Below are 15,872 nucleotides of genomic sequence, written 5' to 3' on the forward strand. Positions count from 1 at the left end.
GAAAATTACCCAAGCTTAGCGCTTTCACGGACACCACGAAGGAAACCAATCATGCCCCGTAATAAGACGTTTGCCGACGCATGCCACGCCATCGGCGATACCCCGATGATACAGATCAATCGGTTGATCCCCCAGGGTGGGGCCGAGGTTTTCGGCAAGTGTGAATGGTTCAATCCGCTTAATAGCGTGAAGGACCGCATTGGTTACGCGATGATCGCCGACGGTGAAAAACGAGGCGTCGTGACCAAAGACACGCACATTATCGAACCGACTTCCGGCAACACGGGCATCGCGCTAGCATTTGTGGCTGCAGCCAAGGGTTATAAGCTGACGCTGACGATGCCTGAGTCGATGTCGCTTGAACGCCGTGCTTTGCTCAGGGCCATGGGCGCGAACCTGGTACTGACGCCAGCGGCGGACGGGATGAAGGGTGCCATCAACACGGCAGCCGAAATGGCCGAGAAGGAACCCAACGGCTGGATGCCAGGACAGTTCGATAACCCGGCCAACCCGGCCATTCACGAAGCAACCACCGGCCCCGAAATTTGGGAAGACATGGGCGGCAAAGTCGACGTGTTGATCTCTGGCGTTGGCACCGGCGGAACGATCACCGGCGTCTCACGCTTCATTAAGAGCAAGAACCCGGAATTCAAAGCAATTGCCGTCGAGCCGAAGAACAGCCCCGTGATCAGCGGTGGCCAGCCTGGCAAGCACCGTATTCAAGGGATTGGTGCCGGGTTCATCCCTAAGAACCTGGATACGTCGGTGGTCGACGAAACCATTCAGGTCGACGACGAAGATGCCTTTGAATACGGTCGACTTTTGGCTAAAGAAGAAGGCCTGGTCGCCGGGATCAGCAGCGGTGCTGCCATCTGGGCCGCGAAGCAAGTCGCCGCTCGGCCAGAGATGAAGGGCAAGCGAATTGCCGTCATCCTGTGTAGCTTGGGTGAACGGTATCTCTCGACGCCGCTGTTTGGTGGCCTGGAAGGTTAGTCGCTTCTTTTAGGGTCTGAGCAGGACAGCGAACCGCACCGTTTTGACTGCTGCAAGATTGTTAAATAATAAAAGGGACGATTCGGTATTCCGAATCGTCCCTTTTTGTTCATTGCATTTCGTGCGATGCGATTTGCTGCTCGCACATTAATTTGCTTACTGGTACAAGCTCTGCAGTAGTTCCGACTGACGCTTGAGTTCTTCCAGCTTGGCCTGAGCCGTTGCCATTTCGTCGGTGCCAGTTTCGACCTTTTGCTTGTGCTCGCGAAGCTGGGCATAGACGGCAGACTTCTGCTCCATGACCTTGTCGAGCTCCGCTTGGAGCTTGGCGATCTGGGCCAGCTTCTCTTCCATCTGCTTTTCCATTTCGGCCTGTTTCGCTGTAGCTTCTGCGACCTGTTGTTCTTGGGTCTTGATACCGGTCAACATGGCCTGCTGTTCGGCCTGTAGCTTAGCTGGGAAGGCAGCGAAGTCGGTCTTTTCCTTCTTCAACGCTTCGAGCTCGAGCTTGGCGGCGGCCGCTTTGTCGGTAGCAGCCTTAGCAGCGGCCGCCTGATCGTTCATAGCTTTTTCGAGGTTAGGCTTACCTTCCTCCAGCTTCTTCAGCTGTTCGGCCTGCTTCTTGATGTCACCATCATATTTCTTGATCAGGTTCTGCTGGTTGCCCGTTTCCTTGGCGACATCGTCTTTGGCCTTCTTGGCCGCGTCCACTGCGGACTTAGCCGAGGCAAGTTGGGTGTCGGCAGTCTGCTTGTTCTGCTTGGCAGTGGCAATTGCCTTTTCCGCAGTGGCTTTCTCGGTGTTGGCTTTGGTGGTCTCTTCCTGAAGCTTCTTCACCTCGGCCTCGGCGGCAGCGATTTGCTCGACATCCTTTTTCAGCTCGCCGTCTTTCGCCGCGATTGCTTCGGTCGACTTCTTCGCTTCGGCAGCAAGCTTGTCGACTTCGGCCTGGGCGGCTGATTTTTCACCGATCAGAGAATCGATTTCCTTTTGCTTCGATTCTTTCTGTTCGTCCGGGGTCGTTTCCTTCTGCTTGGTCGCTTCGGCGATTTTGGCATCAAGGTCGGCGACCTTCTTCTTCGCTGCATCCACAGCCGCCTGCTGCGAAGCGAGCTGTTTCTTCAGTTCGTCCAACTGCTTCTGATGGTCGGTCTGTGCGGTCTTGGCGGCAGTGAGCACCGAACTCTTCTCTTGAATCTTCTTGCTATAGTCCGCCAGCTTAGCATTCACCTGATTGAGGGACTGCTCGGCCTTGGCGATCTCGCCGGCCCACTTCTTAGCTTCAGCGTCCTTAGTTTTAGCCTCTTGCTCTTGCTGCTTTTGTTTCGCCTCCGACGCGGCAATAGCTTTCTTCAGCTCTTCAACCTTCTTAGCAGCAGCATCCATAGCGGCCGTGGCGTTGGCGCTGGCCTTCCTGTTGTTTTCGATCGCGGCGAGATGATTCTCAAATGCCTTCTTCGCAGCGGCGGCGGCTCCATTGGTATCGGCGACGGCCTTATCGAAGGTGCCAATCTCGGCCTGAAGCGAAGCGATCATCTCGTCGTAGCTCGGGGTGACGGCCTTCAGCTTGCCGAGTTCCTTCATCCCTTCGAGTTGATAGACGCGGATTTCGCCGGTCCAGTCACCAACCACAATCTTAGTGCTGTCATGGTTGAAACAGGCACGCAGGGTCAGATCAGAGAAGCCTGGCGTCTTGGCTTGTTCTTTACCGTCACCGGCCCAGACCTTGGCCACTTTGTCACGACCTGCGGTGACCATGCGTCCGTCGTGGGTGTAGCTGACCCACTCGGCACCACCACCATGGGCACCGAACGACTTGATATTCTTACCGTCGATCATGGCCCACAACTTAACGTCGTTATCGCTACTGGCAGAAGCCAACACGTTCGAGTCAGGCTGCCAAGCAACGGCATTGATACTCTCTTTGTGCCCTTGCAGGTTCATGTACTCGCGGGCCGTTTCGGCTTCCCAAACGAACAAACCGTTCGAGCGATCGGCCGTCGCCAGCAATACGCCGTCGGGGCTGAATGCGATCGAGGTGACCCAGTCGGTGTGCTTCTTGATTTCATGTAGCAGCGATCCGTCATCTGTCGAGTAAATTCGAACCAGTCGCTGCGGTCCCCCCAGGGCAACACGCGAAAGGTCAGGCGACACATCAGCGGCTAGAACGGCATCGTATTCATCGCCGACAGTAACCATCGGCTTGCCAGTACGAACATTGAAGAGCGTCACGCTGCCGGCATAACCACCACGGCCACCCCCGGCGAGCAGGACTTCGCCGTTGCGGCTGAAGCGGAGGATGTACGGAATGCCTTGCGGGTAAGGAATGACGCCCAATAGTTTTAGCGTGTCGGTATTGTACAGGGCAATCTGCTTCTGCCCGGCAACGGCGACCAGTGGTGCCCAAGGGCTATGGGCCATTGCAGTAATGGCCCCGCTGCCATCAAGATTCATCACCGGGGCTTTCCACAGGCCTTCCGGCATCGCAGCTGGGCCTTCGGGCTTGCCGGTGGTCACCGGGCCATCCATCGCCAAGCCACTTTTCTTTTTCGCTTTGACTTTCGAACCGCTGTTTTCCAGCGCACCGAGCTCGATCCACTTGGCAATGATGTCCCGCTTTTCCTGCGCGATCGGGTCTTGCCCCGGCGGCATTTCTGGCGTTTCATCTCCATTGATCAACGCAAACAGGCGCGAGCTTTCAACATCTTGGGCTATCACCACTTCGCCACTAGCACCACCTTCTAGCGTAGAACCGAAGCTTTCGAGGTTCAGACCACCTTTGGCGTCGCCTTGGTTATGGCAGGTAAAGCAATGCTCCCGCAAAATCGGACGAACGTGATCTTCGTAAGTGATCTTCTCGACCTTTTCGCCGGCAGGCTTGGCATCTTCGGCCGCGGCCAGCGTGGTCAATCCGAATAAAAGCAGAAGTGGGAGGGTATAACGCATCGCTCAATCTCTGTGCGAAAAAAGGCAGGCAAACGAAGGCGGGCAAAGCGTGCCGACGGGCTATCCGCGGCACGCTAAGGAAGTCTAGCTCACGATTCTTAGTGGTTAAACATGAACTCGCGCGAGTTGAGGACCGCCCAGAAGACGTCTTCGAGCCCGCGTTGCCGGTTCTCTTCTTCTTTGAGAACGGCAGTTAGTTTCTCTCGTTCTTCCGCCGTCGGTTTGCGGCTCAAGCAGCGGATGTAGATCTTGTCGACGATCTGATCGTTGGTCTGCTCTTCCTTGATCCAAGTTTCGATCAGCTTACCACGACCGATTTTATCTTGCGTTGCAGCTCCATTGAGCATGTGCAAGGCCTGGGACAAGGTCGGCGATGTGGTTGCTTCACACGAACAAACGGTTTCGCGTTGGCTGCGACCGAAGGTTGTCAGGAAGTAGTTGGAAGTCTTGCCGTCAGCAATCTGCACGGCTCGCGAACCGAGTGGCAGACCTTTGAACTTTTCGTCGTGGCTGGTGGCCTGACTGATGCAATCCAAGAGCAGCTCGGCCGGGATACGACGTACTTGGGCGTAGGCGAAGTTCTTCGTATCGGTCTTGTTGCTATCGTTGGGCACGGTTGCTCGCTGATAGGCCTTCGAGGCACAGATGTCGCGAACAAGCTTTTTGAAGTCGTAGTTATATTCGACCAATTTGTTGCCCAAGGTCTCGTATAGCTCGGGGTTCGAGGCCGGGTTACTGACGCGGACGTCGTCGACAGGGTCGACAATCCCGATACCAAAGAAGCTGGCCCAAAGTCGGTTGGCAACACTCGAGGCGAAGTACGGGTTCTCTGGAGCGGTCAACCACTCGGCAAGCACTTCACGACGATCGCGGCCCTTCATTTCAGGCACGACGCCCCCGAGGAACTTCGGCTCCATCACCTTGTTGCCGACCAAGTGGCGAACGTCTCCACCGGCACGGTTGTAGATGATTCGCTCGCGGTAGTCTTCGGTATTCTTACGACCAATCTGAGCGAAGAACGAGGCAAAGCTGTAGTAGTCGTCCATCGTCCAACGGTCGAACGGATGGTTGTGACACTGAGCACACTGGGTTCGTAGACCCATAAAGACCTGGGCCACGTTTTCGGCCGTTTTAAGGGTATCGGTCTCGATTTCGTAGTAGTTGGTAGGCGGGTTACTGAACGTACCACCGGATGCGGACAAGAGATCGCGAACCATCTGATCGAGTGGCACGTCGTTGGAAATCTGCTCGGTCAGCCAACTGTAATACAGGAAAGCCGACTTATTACTCACACGGTTGGTGCTCTTGATCATCAGAAGTTCGGCCCAACGCATGGCCCAAATTTCAGAGAACTCTTTTCGTTCCAACAGGCGATCGATCAGCTTAACGCGTTTGTCTGCCGAAGTATCGGCCATGAACTGATTGTATTCTTCTTCCGATGGCAGAAGCCCGGTGATGTCAACCGTCGCACGACGCAGGAACTCTTCGTCGGAGCACACTTCGCTCGGGACGATTCGAAGCTTATGCAATTTGGCACCAACCAGCTCGTCGATGTAATTACCAGCGACCTGAGGCTTCTCGTACTGCAGATCCTTCGGCAAGACAACGACCTGGCTACCAACAGTGTGCGTATCATAGCGAGCCATGACAAACGCTTCGCCACGCTTCGAGGCCGTGCACAAACCGTGCTCATCGATCGGGGCCGAGTTGTCGTTGTTGGACATGAAGACGGCCAAATCGGTCACGTCACGCGTGGTACCATCCGAGTAAAACGCTTTGACGATGAACGACTGCTGAGCCCCTTCCCCTTCGAGGACAGCCTTGGGCGGATAGATCTCAATCTTATCGCAGCGGGGTACTTCGCCTTCGTCTAGCTTCGCGCCCGTTTCCAACCAACGCAGCATAGTGGCATAGTAGTTAGAATCTTTCTCGAAAAGCTTGCCGCCGGTATGAGGCACGACGCCAGCAGCTTTTTCCAGCAGCAAACTGGCTTCGGGATTTGCGAGGTTGATACGGCGAGTTGCCTGTTCGCGCGTGCTACGGAAATGGTCGCCAGCCGGGTCGAAACCAAACAGCGACAGACGGAAGCCGTCCTTACCGCGGGCCGCACCATGGCAGCTACCGGTGTTACATCCAGCACGCATGAAGAGCGGCATCACATCGAGATGAAAACTCACCGGGCGTTCTTCGGTCGCTTTGGCGACTTTCACGGGAACATCGACCTTATGGCCGGCATACTCGATCTTCAAGGTGGTTTCACCATCGGCGATGGGCAGGATCAAGTTGCCATCCCGTTTGACGCTTCCCTCGGAAGCCAGCGTCGCGGTTGCCTGGGCGGTGACATCCAGCGTGACGTCATCGTCGCGAGTTGCGACGACCACATAGCACTGAACATCTCGTTTGGTCAGTAACTCGATCGAGCTGGGATAGACGTTAATTTCGCGAATGGAGGTCTCGGCCTGGGCAGTGGTTGCTGCCAGACAAAACATGAGACCACTGAGCATCCAATGAGCGACTGCGTTACGAGTCACGGTTGACTCTCCTTCGGCTTTCGCCGTGTATCCTGGGGAGGGTATTGGAAATCTGAGTTGGGGGGGGAGGATCGAAGGCGGACGTTTAATCGCCCGATTCCTTGGCCTGACGTAACTGCTCCAAGCGGCTTAGCGGACGCTCCGGCTTCGGCTTAGGAGCTTCAGCTTTCTTCTTGGCGTCCTCCTTAGGCTTAGCAGGAGCAACTTTAGGTGGCAGCGGCTTATCGACCCGCAGTTCAATGTTGCCGTTAGTTTGGATAATCGGCTCGTCCTTTTCAGTCACCGTGATTCGTGCCACGATCGACTTGTGCTTACCATCCTTGGCATCTTTGGCAACCTTGACGTTGAAGACCGCCTTTTCTGCGTCGTTCTTCACTTTGATGGGTTCCGAGGTTACGCCAGCGGGCATACCCAGTAGTTCGACAGTTGCTTCGCCGGGGAACTCGCGTTTGGCGCTCAAGCCCACGACGATCTGAGTCTCTTGACCTTGTTCGCAGGCAGCCTGATTAAATGCGAAGTCGACCACGCGATCCGCAATTTCCAAGTCAGCGAAGGAGGAAGAGACTTCCAACAGGCCGGAGGTTCCCAAGACGCAAATCTTGTGAACGCCAATGGCCGCACTACCGTTGGCTGTAACGGGAATCTCTGCTTCGTTTTTACCCTTTTCGATTTTGATCGAACGCGAAGCACCAATGCCCGGGGGGTCGTCGAGCAGACGCAACCGAATTTCGTCTTCAAACCCTTCGGCCCGCGCGACTTTCACCTTCAACTTCATCGAACCGTCGCGAACGACCGGCACGTTCGGCTGAACGATCTCTAGCTTGTAGGGAACTTTCTCCACGACGGCGACCGCCATGCGGTCGGAGTCGTGACCCCATACATCGCGGTTGTTTTGTCCGCGAACCAGCAAGGTGCGTTGCTGCACGTGCCCTTCGACTTTAATGTCTTGATTGGTTGGCTTGGCCACGACATCGACCAACTTGCCGTTGAGCTGAGCATCGGGCTTCGCTCGTAACAAGACCGGTAGCTTGTTCGTATTGTCGGCCATAGGAAAGGTGATCACTTCGATACCTTCGGGCAAATCCTTGAAGTCGAACTTCAATTCTCCACCGAAGTTCTCGCGACGAGCGGTTAACAAGACGGCCATGTAGTTGTCTTGCGGAACACTCATAGTACGGGCCTTGTAACGTTCGACTTCTGGAATATCGATAGTCAGGCTAGGCGTACGCTGCGTCACTTCCACGCGATAGATATTCAAAGGGCTGCCAGAGCCAAGATGGTCGCGGACGCGAACCACTAAGTCGGTGTCTTCTTCCGCTTTCACGCGAACATAGCTATCGATGTTTCCGCCGGTGTCATCGTTGCCACCCAGGCGTTTGCCGTTGGATTGCTGATAGACATCGAGCACAGGATCCAAGTAGGAACGCAGGTCTTTGCGAGCATAGACGCGGACGTCAAACTCTTGCCCCTTTTTGGCCGGGAATGCGAAGTTGTCGTAGTCACCCTTCTCTTCAATCACACCGCTGGCAACGCCTGGCCCTTGCATGGGGGTGGCTTCTTTACGGTCGTTGTTGGGCTCTTTTTCGACGACGCTTGGCAGACTCGAAACAAACAAACGGTTAGGAGAAGGAGCGATTCCGTACTGATCTTCTGGATAGTAGAGAAATTCGCCTTCCTTCTCAGGCAGGCGAACCTTAGCGGTTTGCGTACCGGAAGGATCGCCGTACCAGGTGACTTCGATTTCTTCGCCTGGCTTGCCACCGGTTGGGTAGATGCCTTTGGGCCGTGGAAAGTCGCCGACGCTCAGACGGTATGCACAGTTGCCGTTTCCGCCGTAGCTGCTTTCGCGAACCTGAACGATGTACTTACCATCTTCAGGAGCCAACAGCGAGCACAGGCAGTCTTGGAACAAAAGAGGCTCGTCGTCGCTCTTGGCGAGTTCAAAACGCTGCTCGTTGAGAATCGCGACATACGGATCGAAGAAGGTCAAACCCAGTCGCAAGCCGGTCAATTCGGCCGTGATTCGCTGCCCTTTCTTGGCATTGATCACAAAGTAGTCGACGTCTTCATTCTGAATGATGCCGTTGATGGTGGTGCCCATCTCGACGGCTTGCGGTTCTTTAAAGTCGCTGTTGGGTTCTTTCTCTTCGATTTCCGGCAGGGCTCCGACGTAGAAGAGCACCACATCGCTCAGACCGGTTGCCGTTCGCAATCGCATCGCGTGCTGACCGAGACGACAATCAGGGGTGAGACTTAAGGTGACCTTCACCTTCTTGTCGTCTTCTGGCTCGATTGATTTCATCGAGACGCCAGGCTCGAAGAATAAAATCTCCTGGGCATCCTTCAAGCGATCTCCCCGCAACAACACTTCGATCTCTTGACCGCGCTGAAAACCGGGTGGGCTGATCCGCGTGAAATTTGGCTTGGCAGCCAGGATATCAGCCGAGATCAACGTGACGATGACCGTAGCCAATAGAAGAACTTGGAGGCGTCTCATGACAATACCGCGTCCAGATGAAGGGTTCAGATCGTGTGAGGGAGAAAACGAGAGTGGGTAGCTGGCAGGTAACCGAACTCACGATTTTAGGCGGGATGACAGGTTCAGCCTGAGCGATCGTGCCCAGGCCGAATGATTTAATTTTAACTTGGAACTCGCGAAGATGAAGTAATTTCTGCCGTCGCGAAGCCAGTTTCCGGTAAGTTACGCCAGCAGATCTTTGATGACCTTACCACCGTCAACGATTTCAATCGGACGATCACCAGGTGCCATCAATTCCTTGTCGGCCACGATGCCCATTTGGTGGTACATGGTGGTGGCAAGATCCTCAGGACCAACCGGATCAATTTCCGGTTCACTGGAAGTGGCGTTGGAAGCCCCGTGGATATAGCCCTTCTTCAGACCACCACCGGCCAATGCCACGCTGAAAACTTTCGGCCAGTGATCTCGACCGGCGTCCTTGTTGATCTTCGGCGTACGACCAAATTCGGAGGAAACCATCACGAGCGTATCGTCCAGAATACCCTGACGTTCCAGATCGCGAATTAACGCCGAGAAGGCCTGGTCGAAGCTTGGCACCTGACGCTTGACGCTGTCGGTAATGCGTTGATGCATGTCCCAACCGCCATAGGTCAGCGTGACCATGCGTACTCCGGCCTGGACTAGACGTCGGGCCATCAGCATGCGTTGGCCTGCCTGATTGCGACCATATTCATCGCGAAGCTTAGCGTCTTCAGCTTCGATGTTGAATGCTTCACGAGCTTCTGGTGAAGACACCAGACTGTAAGCTCGCTCGTAGAAGGTATCCATGGCCGCAACCTGATCCGACTCGTTCTTCTGAGCGAAGTAGTTGTTGACGGCTTCCAAAGCTGAGCGACGACGATAGAAACGAGCGTCATCCACCCCGCCTGGCAGGCTCAAGTCACGAACCTTGAAACCACCACTGGCCGGATCGGAACCCAACGAGAATGGTGCAAAGGAAGAGCTGAGATACCCGGTGCCTGCGTATTCGTTGGGTACATTCGGTACACAAACGTAAGGAGGCAGATTCTTTCGTGGCCCGTATTCGTGACTCACCACAGCACCGAAGCTAGGGAACTTCAATGCAGGGCTCGGACGGTAACCGGTGAACATGTTGTGCGTGCCACGTTCGTGAGCGGCCTCACCGTGGCTCATCGAACGAATGACGCAAAGCTTGTCAGCAATTTGAGCGGTTTTAGGGAGCGTCTCGCTAAAGTACTCGCCGGTGTTGGTTTTGATCGTCTTCATCTCACCGCGATATTCGATCGGCGAGTAAGGCTTCGGATCCCATAGCTCTTGTTGAGGAGCACCACCGGGCAGGAAGATATGGATAACGCTCTTGGCCTTGGCTTCGATGAAATCATAATTCTTGATTTCTGCCTGGGCCTCTTGTAGACGGAACATGTCGGACATGCTCAGTCCCAGACCGGCTGCCGCGCCGACAGTCAGAAAATTACGTCGACTTAGCGGGTTCCCATCGCACTTGTTCATGACCATCTCCAACAGTTTGGGTGTGTTCAGCTTCTTGGGAATGACTCGAGTCAGTGAAAGGTTTCACCAAATTCAAGCGAAACGGAAGGATCCGCGCCAAGCCCTTAACATTTGAATCACAAGGACCAATGACGCATCGTGGAATATTGAAGATCGCCGCTAAACTCGGCCATCGTCAAAAAGGCAGGCAAATATGGGTAGGTAATGGCAGGAAAAGTACCGCTTCAGATAGAAGCAGCCTTATCCATTGAGTGATCAATATAACGGTCGTCACCCCTATTGTCAAAAGAATTATAATCAGATTGAGCTATTTAACTTCCTTGCCACGAGGCGAGTTAAGCCATTGCGTGTCAGGGGGTTACGACCCTCTGATGTCACGAGTCATCAGCAAGATCTTGAAAAAAGATCAAGCTAGCCCCGATTCGCTACGAACTCGATCCGAACATACTGGCCATTGGGCCAGTGGCGGCGGCTAAGAAGCGGGCGCCAAGCAAAATAGATGGGTGGAGGTTCGCCAATATAGTTTTCCCCCGGCAAACACGGGGCTGGCAAAGCCACTACCCTCCAGGCGAAACTCGCCCACCGAGTTAAAATCAGGGGTAGCCTCGAAGACGTGCATGGTCCCGTCCTCGTCAGGTACCAGCATGTGCTTGCCATATAAAGTCAATGAGGAACTAAAGTTACCGCCGATCCGCTTTCTCGAAAGCCGTTCGCCGGTCTGGGCGTCATAGCAAAGCCCGATTCCATCGTCGTTGACGGCATATATCTTGCCATCGTGCACTAGAGGTGACGGTACATAAATTCGCTCCCTGGCTTCCCATACGATCTCTTCACGGCCTTCCTCTTCGCTTGCACCAACTCGAACGGCAATCGAACCATTCTGAGGATAGCCGCCGGTAGAAATCACCAAGTCCCCCGCCACCGCTGGGGTATTGGCCGTCGTCTTCGCAGGACCATCTACCGACCATAAGAGATCGCCATTTTGGGGGTCATACGCGGACGTACTGCCGGTCCCCCCCACCAGGATCTGCTGCTTGCCGTCGATTTCGGCCAGAATGGGCGTGCCATAGCTTGGTTCGGTGGAACGCCCTACACGCCAAGCGATATCTCCGGTGTCTCGTCGCAAAGCGGCCAAAAAACCTGGCCCATTCGAGTCGGACAAGACGATCACGAACGACTCGTAAATGATTGGCGAACTCCCGTAGCCGTGCTGACTTTGGAATGGTCCGGCCTCTTTCTGCCAGACAATTTGCCCTTTCATATCGACCGCTGTGACATATAGCGAGTCTTTCACGACATACGCGGTGAAAATATAGTTGCCGTCGCTTGCCGGAGTTGCCGATGCCTGGGAATTCTTTTGATGCGTCCGCATAAAGCCGCCCTGATGGACGGTGGTGGTCCAAACGGGCTTACCCATGACCGTCTCGAAGCAGATCAGCGACTTTGTTTCTTGCTTGGCATCGGCTGTCGTCAGAAAGACTTTATCCCCGACAATAATAGGCGTAGAATGCCCTAGCCCTTGGATTTTGGCACTCCAGACAACGTTTGGCTGGCTGGACCACTGAAAATCGGCGATCTCGTGATGAGCGATGCCATCGCGATCTTCTCCGCGCCACCAGGGCCAACTGCCGGGTGGCAACGACACGGGGTCTGCAGCTTGAGCGGCTTCGCCTTGCGGGGCTCGAATTTCGTCGACAGGTTCTTGCCGACAGCCAAGCAACAACGCGCCTAGCACGATCGAAAGCGACACACTTCGGCGATATCCTGCGAGCATCATGCGTTTCCCTTGTCGAGTCGTCCAGTTCACTGCGTCTATGCATTTTACCGGATCGAAACAAATTCCCTGAATTCTCGTCGTGGCAAGGTCTGCCTAATTGCTTAGAATAACATTCTACGCGAATCTGCTTACAAAATGTTCTCACGGAGTTAGATAAGACATCATGGTTGGGCGATTCTCCCTCTTCGTGGTAGCCACACTGGTTTGTGGGCTACTTACCTTCCCTCTAGCGGCTGAGGATTACGCCGGGCAAGCCGATCTCGACAATGCCGTCGACTTGAAACTCGATGCCGAAGGGATGGACGACCTGGCAAAAGTCGCCGAACTTTGCGAATCGGCCTTAGATAAGGGTCTCCACCAAGAAGACCAAGTCTTTGCGAAGCAGCTGCTCACCTCAGTCCGCTACCAGCGTGCCGAAGCTATGGGCAAAGGTATCTTCGAGGAAGCTCAGCAGCGCAAGGACTGGAAAGAGCTTCGCGATAAAGCCATAGCCGAAGCTGACATGGGGCTGAAGTACGACGATTCGGTCGGCATGCTGCACTTCCTCAAAGCTCGTCTTCTGCTGCTTCCAGACGGAGACCGAGACCAAGCCGAGAAGAGTATCAACAAGGCGATCGAGCTCTTAAAAGGGACCGGCGAGCCTCTCTCGAAAGCTCTGGTTGTCTCGCTTGTGTTTGCCGAAGGCTCCGATGCCCAGATCGACGTGCTGACCAAGGCCATTGAAGCCCACCCGAACAACGCCGACGCCTATCGGCTGCGTGGGTTGATGTACCTGGAACAGGAAAAGTTTCAGGAAGCGCTGGCCGACTTGAAGGTCGTCACCGAACAACTGGCTCCCGGTGATCTGACTTCGCTACAAGCCTACGCACGTGCATTCGCCAAGCTAGGCGAATTCGACGAAGCGATCAAAGCCGTCGACCAAATCATTCAAGCCAACCCCAACTCGCCAATTGGCTACTTGCTGCGAGCCCAGTTCAAGACGATGGCCGGTAATTTGAACGCGGCGATCGAAGACCTGGATCAGGTCCTGGTTCTCGCTCCACGATCGGTGCCTGCTCTTTTGATGCGAGCAAGCTTGTACGTAGAACGTCAAGACTACAAATCGGCCCTGCAAGATGTCGAGCGTGCTTTAGCTGCTGACACCGGCAACATGCAGGCCTTGCTCATGCGTGCCACGTTGAACGCTCAGGAAGGAAAGTTCGCCGAAGCGATTCGCGATCTTGAAGCACTGCAAATTCGCAATAGCGAGAACGCCACGATCAGCTTGCAATTGGCGACGCTTTATCAAGCCGATAAGCGTCCTCGCAAAGCAGTGGAAGTTTATGACCAGGTACTTAAAATCGAGCCAGATAATGCTATCGCATTGCGTGGCAAAGGGGACGCATTACTTTCTTACGGCAAACATGCCGAAGCAGTCGAAACCTATTTGGCCGCTTTGAAGCTTCAAGATGATGAGGAAGGCGGCATCCTGAACAACCTGGCTTGGGTCTTGGCGACGTCTACTAAGGAAGACGTTCGCGACGGCGAGAAGGCGCTCAAGTATGCAGAGAAAGCATGCGAAGCGACCGACTACGCCCAGGCTCACATCCTTTCGACCTTGGCTGCGGCCCATGCCGAAAAGGGTGATTTCAAGGAAGCCCGCAAATGGTCGAAGAAAGCCGTTGAAGTCGCTGGCGGGGACGAAGCTGCCGCCGAAATTCGTGATCATCTGAAGAGCGAACTGGAAGCATACGATGCCAACCAGGCATGGCGAGAAATTCAAAACACCAAAGAAGGTGGCAAAATGGAGACCATCGCTGGCCCTGCTTCGAAGGTGGCCGAGCAGCTGAAAGAAGCCACCCAAGAAAAGCCCGACGACCAGAAAAAGAAAGACGACCAGCCGGAGATGCCCGAACCGGCTCCGGATATGGCCCCGGTCTCGTAAGCCGACCTATTTTTGTTTGCTTCGCCTCGGGAGATTCGAAAGAATGAACGCAGAGGGCAAACACCAACACAAGTGCTTGCCCTGGCCTCTTTAGACGCCAGGGCTTTTTTCATGAAGGGACTCCACGCAATGGATATTCAAACGTCGGATCAACTGACGCAGAAGAAGTGCAAGCCGTGCGAAGGGGGTGTGGATGCGTGCAGCTTAAACGAAGCCAACGATCAATTAGCCAAGCTCGACGGTTGGTACCTAACGCACGACGGCCAGCGAATTCGTAAGGACTGGACCGTAAAGAATTTCATCGCTGGCATGGAATTCTTTAACAAGGTCGCCGAAGTAGCCGAATCAGACGGGCACCACCCCGACCTGCACATCGTCGGATATCGGAATGCTTCGATCGAACTATGGACCCACGCGATCGGCGGACTTAGCGAGAACGACTTTATCCTAGCCGCCAAGATCGATGCGTTGCCGGTGGAAGTGAAGTCGTAAGTAACAGGCAGGGGCAAACGTGTCCGTATTAAGACCTGGTTAAACATCACGCAGGACGAATTTGCGTTTTGCACGGGGTAACCTAAACTTTAGGCAGTCTTTACGCACGCGTTTCACCCCCACCATGGTTATGGACGACGAGACGGTATTACTCGATAAACCTCAGCTTCCGGCGGTCAGCGCCGAGGCTGCCCTACCGTCCGAGCGGGTCATCGAAGGCGGCCTTCCGCACAGCATTCGGTCGGCCGCGCGTAGCCATACGATAATCTGGATCGTGATCCTGTCGATTGGTCCGTTAGGCTTGCCGCTGTTATGGGTGAGCCCCAAGTACCCGACTTGGTCGAAGGTACTGATCTCGCTGGCCACCGTTTTCTTCACAATTATTTTGCCGATTTTGGTCGTGATCTATTGTGGCGAGTTTCTCGTTCGCCCGGTGCTAGATGCACTGGAAGAAGCGAACCGATCCGGCGGTGCAATCTAACGGCCTGTTAGGTCTTGGCCGTTTCCTGCAAGCGTCGGTAGTAGGCTTGTACGACTGGTCGACGATAAAGGGTCGCCAACACCTGGCGTCGCTTCTCTAAAAGATAAACCTGGGCCTGTTCCGGGCTCATGTCCTTGGCCTTCATCAGCCAGCACAGCACGATGGTCGCACTGCGTGCTCGGCCTGCTTTGCAGTGGACGTAGACGTCCTTCTCTTGGGCAACGAACTTTTCGATAAAACAGACCCCTTCGTCGATATCCTCGACACTAGGTGGGGTGAAGTCGACAGTCGGTAGATAAAGCTGTTCGACGCCGTGCTCTTTATAGACGTCCAGAGGCCCTTCATATTCGTGGCACGTATTGATGACGCCCTTGATGCCGCTTTCAGCCAGATCGACAGCCATCTTGCGCGAAGGGACGGCACCGACGAAAACATGCGGATCGATTTCGTCGTACCAGCGCCACCACTTGAGCCGCCGGATCATCGTCCAGTTATAGACGTACGAAGGCCAGTAAATTGATTTCGCGTACAAGTGCTGAAAAAAACGCTTCATGATGGGCAAAAACAGTCTATTTCCGTGGGATATTCAAGTTTCAACTGAGGAAGTTAGGCAATTGATTCCCTTTATTTATTTCACCGATTATGATGGTTGGCGGTCGCTGAGCCCACCCTGCCCGTGCGAAATGTCGAGGCAGCCTACCCATACAGGGCAAATACCA

10 protein-coding genes are annotated in these 15,872 nt (G+C 54.6%); 4 read left to right on the forward strand and 6 right to left on the reverse strand.

Translation table 11 applies throughout. The annotated features are described in order from the left end of the window. Window positions 1-51 precede the first annotated feature (51 nt). Window positions 52-993 carry a cysteine synthase A gene (gene cysK / locus HOV93_RS02085; RefSeq protein WP_207394771.1) on the forward strand — a complete coding sequence of 314 codons (942 nt, stop codon included), beginning with the start codon at window positions 52-54 and terminating at the stop codon, window positions 991-993. Window positions 994-1,149: 156 nt separating this feature from the next. On the opposite strand, the gene HOV93_RS02090 is transcribed toward cysK, so the two are convergent. From HOV93_RS02090 to HOV93_RS02110, 5 genes are all read right to left on the reverse strand, one after another. After that, a complete protein-coding gene (locus HOV93_RS02090) occupies window positions 1,150-3,939 on the reverse strand; it encodes a c-type cytochrome domain-containing protein (protein WP_207394772.1) in 2,790 nt (929 codons plus the stop codon). 98 nt (window positions 3,940-4,037) lie between these two features. After that, entirely contained in the window at window positions 4,038-6,428 is a 2,391-nt protein-coding gene (locus HOV93_RS02095; RefSeq protein ID WP_235989762.1) for a DUF1549 and DUF1553 domain-containing protein, read from the reverse strand. A gap of 127 nt (window positions 6,429-6,555) precedes the next feature. Continuing rightward, window positions 6,556-8,967 carry a PPC domain-containing protein gene (locus HOV93_RS02100; RefSeq protein ID WP_207394773.1) on the reverse strand — a complete coding sequence of 804 codons (2,412 nt, stop codon included), beginning with the start codon at window positions 8,965-8,967 and terminating at the stop codon, window positions 6,556-6,558. Between the two features lie 204 nt (window positions 8,968-9,171). Then, window positions 9,172-10,479: a DUF1501 domain-containing protein gene (locus HOV93_RS02105; RefSeq protein ID WP_207394774.1), complete on the reverse strand. Its 1,308-nt coding sequence runs from the start codon at window positions 10,477-10,479 to the stop codon at window positions 9,172-9,174. Between the two features lie 472 nt (window positions 10,480-10,951). After that, window positions 10,952-12,256: an outer membrane protein assembly factor BamB family protein gene (locus HOV93_RS02110; protein WP_207394775.1), complete on the reverse strand. Its 1,305-nt coding sequence runs from the start codon at window positions 12,254-12,256 to the stop codon at window positions 10,952-10,954. Window positions 12,257-12,419: 163 nt separating this feature from the next. Between HOV93_RS02110 and HOV93_RS02115 the strand changes: the two genes are divergently transcribed. The 3 genes from HOV93_RS02115 to HOV93_RS02125 all read left to right on the forward strand — a co-directional run bounded on the left by HOV93_RS02115 (window position 12,420) and on the right by HOV93_RS02125 (window position 15,153). Then, window positions 12,420-14,180, forward strand: a complete 1,761-nt coding sequence (locus tag HOV93_RS02115) for a tetratricopeptide repeat protein (RefSeq protein ID WP_207394776.1) — start codon at window positions 12,420-12,422, stop codon at window positions 14,178-14,180. A gap of 129 nt (window positions 14,181-14,309) precedes the next feature. After that, window positions 14,310-14,672 (forward strand): 4a-hydroxytetrahydrobiopterin dehydratase, encoded by a 363-nt coding sequence (locus HOV93_RS02120; RefSeq protein WP_207394777.1) that lies wholly within the window; start codon window positions 14,310-14,312, stop codon window positions 14,670-14,672. A gap of 130 nt (window positions 14,673-14,802) precedes the next feature. After that, window positions 14,803-15,153: a hypothetical protein gene (locus HOV93_RS02125; RefSeq protein ID WP_207394778.1), complete on the forward strand. Its 351-nt coding sequence runs from the start codon at window positions 14,803-14,805 to the stop codon at window positions 15,151-15,153. Window positions 15,154-15,160: 7 nt separating this feature from the next. Here the strand turns inward: HOV93_RS02125 and HOV93_RS02130 are convergent, their stop codons facing one another. Then, on the reverse strand, window positions 15,161-15,706 hold the full coding sequence (locus HOV93_RS02130; protein ID WP_207394779.1) for a dual specificity protein phosphatase family protein: 546 nt from the start codon (window positions 15,704-15,706) through the stop codon (window positions 15,161-15,163). Window positions 15,707-15,872 lie beyond the last annotated feature (166 nt).

The organism is Bremerella alba, assembly GCF_013618625.1.
Taxonomy (GTDB): Bacteria; Planctomycetota; Planctomycetia; order Pirellulales; family Pirellulaceae; genus Bremerella; species Bremerella alba.

Bases quoted from the DNA above. Each gene is read 5' to 3' on its own strand.
- HOV93_RS02100 (WP_207394773.1), bottom strand. From the start codon at position 8,967: ATGAGACGCCTCCAAGTTCTTCTATTGGCTACGGTCATCGTCACGTTG.
- HOV93_RS02130 (WP_207394779.1), bottom strand. From the start codon at position 15,706: ATGAAGCGTTTTTTTCAGCACTTGTACGCGAAATCAATTTACTGGCCT.
- HOV93_RS02125 (WP_207394778.1), top strand. From the start codon at position 14,803: ATGGACGACGAGACGGTATTACTCGATAAACCTCAGCTTCCGGCGGTC.
- HOV93_RS02110 (WP_207394775.1), bottom strand. From the start codon at position 12,256: ATGATGCTCGCAGGATATCGCCGAAGTGTGTCGCTTTCGATCGTGCTA.
- HOV93_RS02090 (WP_207394772.1), bottom strand. From the start codon at position 3,939: ATGCGTTATACCCTCCCACTTCTGCTTTTATTCGGATTGACCACGCTG.
- HOV93_RS02120 (WP_207394777.1), top strand. From the start codon at position 14,310: ATGGATATTCAAACGTCGGATCAACTGACGCAGAAGAAGTGCAAGCCG.
- HOV93_RS02105 (WP_207394774.1), bottom strand. From the start codon at position 10,479: ATGAACAAGTGCGATGGGAACCCGCTAAGTCGACGTAATTTTCTGACT.
- HOV93_RS02115 (WP_207394776.1), top strand. From the start codon at position 12,420: ATGGTTGGGCGATTCTCCCTCTTCGTGGTAGCCACACTGGTTTGTGGG.
- cysK (WP_207394771.1), top strand. From the start codon at position 52: ATGCCCCGTAATAAGACGTTTGCCGACGCATGCCACGCCATCGGCGAT.
- HOV93_RS02095 (WP_235989762.1), bottom strand. From the start codon at position 6,428: ATGTTTTGTCTGGCAGCAACCACTGCCCAGGCCGAGACCTCCATTCGC.